Annotated in this window: 3 protein-coding genes and 1 pseudogene; 1 reads left to right on the top strand and 3 read right to left on the bottom strand. The window is 57.9% G+C overall.

All coding sequences use genetic code 11. The features are described from left to right. Positions 1-505: 505 nt before the first annotated feature. A pseudogene (locus BKN05_RS12250) lies at positions 506-940 on the bottom strand (DUF3499 domain-containing protein); the annotation flags it as partial. 137 nt (positions 941-1,077) lie between these two features. Here BKN05_RS12250 and BKN05_RS12245 point away from each other — a divergent pair. Beyond that, on the top strand, positions 1,078-1,551 hold the full coding sequence (locus tag BKN05_RS12245) for a metallopeptidase family protein (protein ID WP_026167955.1): 474 nt from the start codon (positions 1,078-1,080) through the stop codon (positions 1,549-1,551). 48 nt (positions 1,552-1,599) lie between these two features. Here BKN05_RS12245 and BKN05_RS12240 read toward each other — a convergent pair whose 3' ends face one another. Then, a complete protein-coding gene (locus BKN05_RS12240) occupies positions 1,600-1,896 on the bottom strand; it encodes a WhiB family transcriptional regulator (RefSeq protein ID WP_018120982.1) in 297 nt (98 codons plus the stop codon). A 260-nt stretch (positions 1,897-2,156) separates the two neighbouring features. Then, positions 2,157-2,681 (bottom strand): GlgC family sugar phosphate nucleotidyltransferase (locus tag BKN05_RS12235; RefSeq protein ID WP_286688758.1); only part of this gene is annotated, 525 nt, incomplete at its 5' end.

Genomic DNA, 2,681 nt, shown 5'->3' with positions numbered 1-2,681 from the left:
ATCTGCGAATGCGCGACCGACGTTGCGGACAAAATCCGTGGTGATCTCGGATTCCACCAGCCCGCGAATGTCATAGGCCTTAATAACAGAGTTGAGGAATTGCGCAGAATACATAATCGCCATTCTAACGGTCGCGCGCCCGGAGGTTCCGATGAGTACGCACACAAAAATGTTCCCATGGGGTATTAGCAGGAAGTTACCGGGCAGCTAACAGCTTGTGGGTTGGCTCAACTAATCCGGTTTAGTCGCGGCGTTCATCCGGCCATAACGATGCAAAGTCGGTTGCCGAAGAATGGCGCAGCTCCTCCAGCATGGAATCAACCGGATCAGCATCGCGTTCGCTAGCGCCTTCACCAGCATGCTCTTCACCAGCATGCTCTTCGCCGGTCTCTTGTCCGCCGGTATCTTGTGCGCCGCCAGCTTCGTGCTTATCGGCATTGCTGTGTGGGCCGATCGCATGACGGCTGCCGTTAATACTGACCGAATCTGGTACGGGCTCGTCGGCATCGGCGTCGTCAGGCACTACCTGCAAGTGTGCGCGGCGCTGTTGCTTTTCCTCCACCACGCGCGGAACGCGGTGCACCGGGTGGTTAGAGCGTTCTGGATCCGCCGCGTCTGCGAAAGCTGACGTGTGCGCAACGGGGCTGGTATCGGGGTCGTCGACAAGACCACTGGTTACGCGACCATTTTCACGCACCGCAGCGGCGAGAGCAATCAAATCATCTTCGTCATCAATATCGACATCGCCGACACGAACGATCTCCCACCCGACCGGGGCGGTGATTTTCTCGGAGTGTTTCTGGCACAAGTCCCAACTATGCGGGTCCGGCTGGCTAGTCAACGGGCCCACCACCGCGGTGGATTCGGCATACGCATACGTCAAGGTTGCGAGCGCAGGCTGACCACAGCCGGGACGGGAGCAGCGACGAATTTGATTCACGCCACCAAGTTTAAAGACTGGCTCCAGGTTTGCCAATTGCTGTCAGAAAGCACTCCCGGCAGCATTAACTTTGATTGAGCGAATGAAACCGGCGTGGCGCAACGACGAAATTTGCCGTTGAGTTCTAAGCTGATGCCATGACTGCAAGCGCGAGGTTATCCCCACGGCCCGACCGCCATGGGCGCGGCCTGCGCGGGGTGCTATTACCGCAGCAGACCCCTCGCTTTCGTTCCCGTAGCCAACAATTCGACATGGCTGCTCTGGATGCATTTAGTTCCATCCACGCATCCTTCGCCCCACAATTGGAGGCATTAGACCTCGCCGTCGATACCGTGCCGCGCATGAATTTGGGTTCGGATTTAGCTCTTGTCGACGACGAAATCTTCAGCGACGGACCAGTCCCCCTGGGTCGCGTATTACAGCCCGGGATAGATGCACAAGGCCAGCCGACGCGCGCCCGGATCGTGTTGTTCCGGAAACCCATCGAGCAACGAGCTGCCAATAGCGAACAACGCAGGCAGTTGCTGCAAGAAATTCTGACAGTTTTGGTGGCTACCTACCTTAACCTGGATCCGCGTGATGTGGATGCGCGTTATCCGTGGGAAGACTAACCGCTCCGTGCGGCCTGCCGCTCACGGGATCAAGGAACGCTGAGGTTATTAGCCGATATCACGCTTTAAGCGGCGGCGTTCACGATCAGATAGTCCGCCCCAAATACCGAAGCGCTCGTCATGCTCCAGGGCGAATTCAAGACATTCATCGCGTACTGGGCAGGCCCGGCAAATGCGCTTGGCCTCCCGGGTAGAGCCACCTTTTTCCGGGAAAAATGCTTCCGGGTCGGTCTGCGCGCACAGCGCCTGGTCTTGCCATTCTTGTTCTACCGCACCGAAGAGCTCTTCGATCGACAGTGCTGCCGCGCCGCCACGGAGAATGGCGTTTTTAGCCATATCGTCCACGCCGTGTCCTTTCTCCGTAGTTTCGTTCAGATACTGGAAAAGATTAGACAACGCGACACTAAATATCGCCGGTATCTGCAGAAAAACCCACAGAAAAGCCCTGCACTAGACCACACGAGTCACAGCAGCAACAACAATGACTCAACAGGGGTAAACCACGGGGGTACTAGATATAGTGCCGGGGCTCGTCCGGGAAACTACAGCCTGGCTTCGCTCCAAGAAACCGCCGCAGAAAAAGCCCAGAAACTAAGCGGCAGAAACTAAGCGTCAGAACTGAACCGGATACCAGTATCCGGAATATCGACACCCGGCCACACACGCATGCCCGGCGCGAGTTCACACCGCGCCCCAATCTGGGCGCCTTCGCCGATAACGCATCCGTCGATAATCGCGTTGGCACCGATATGTGCACCGTCAGCGATGATCGAATTCCGGATTCGCGCACCTGGCTCGATGGTGGCACCAGCAAAAATCACGGAAGAATCGATACGGCAGCCACCACCAATCTCAGCGCCGCGGCCCACCGTGGTTCCACCCAACAACAGGACTCCCCCGGCGACGCCGGCAGCGGGATCCACCAATGCTTCACCGGTGCGTCCCTCCAGCAGCGGGGAGCCCACAATTCCGCGCACCAGATCGGAAGAACCTTGCACAAAATCATCGGGGCGGCCCATATCGCGCCAATACGCGGCATCGACGTGCCCCACCACGCTGCGCCCTTCGTCGAGCAGCCGCGGGAATGTCTCACGTTCTACAGAAACGTTACGTCCAGCGGGAATAGAGGC

It is taken from the genome of Corynebacterium sp. S5S1, from assembly GCF_001913985.1.
GTDB lineage: Bacteria > Actinomycetota > Actinomycetes > Mycobacteriales > Mycobacteriaceae > Corynebacterium > Corynebacterium marquesiae.
The sequence above is the reverse complement of the archived record's forward strand: the minus strand, read 5'-3'. Positions and strand labels throughout refer to the sequence as shown.

Coding starts and splice junctions, on each gene's coding strand:
- BKN05_RS12245 (WP_026167955.1), top strand. CDS start 1,078: ATGACTGCAAGCGCGAGGTTATCCCCACGGCCCGACCGCCATGGGCGC.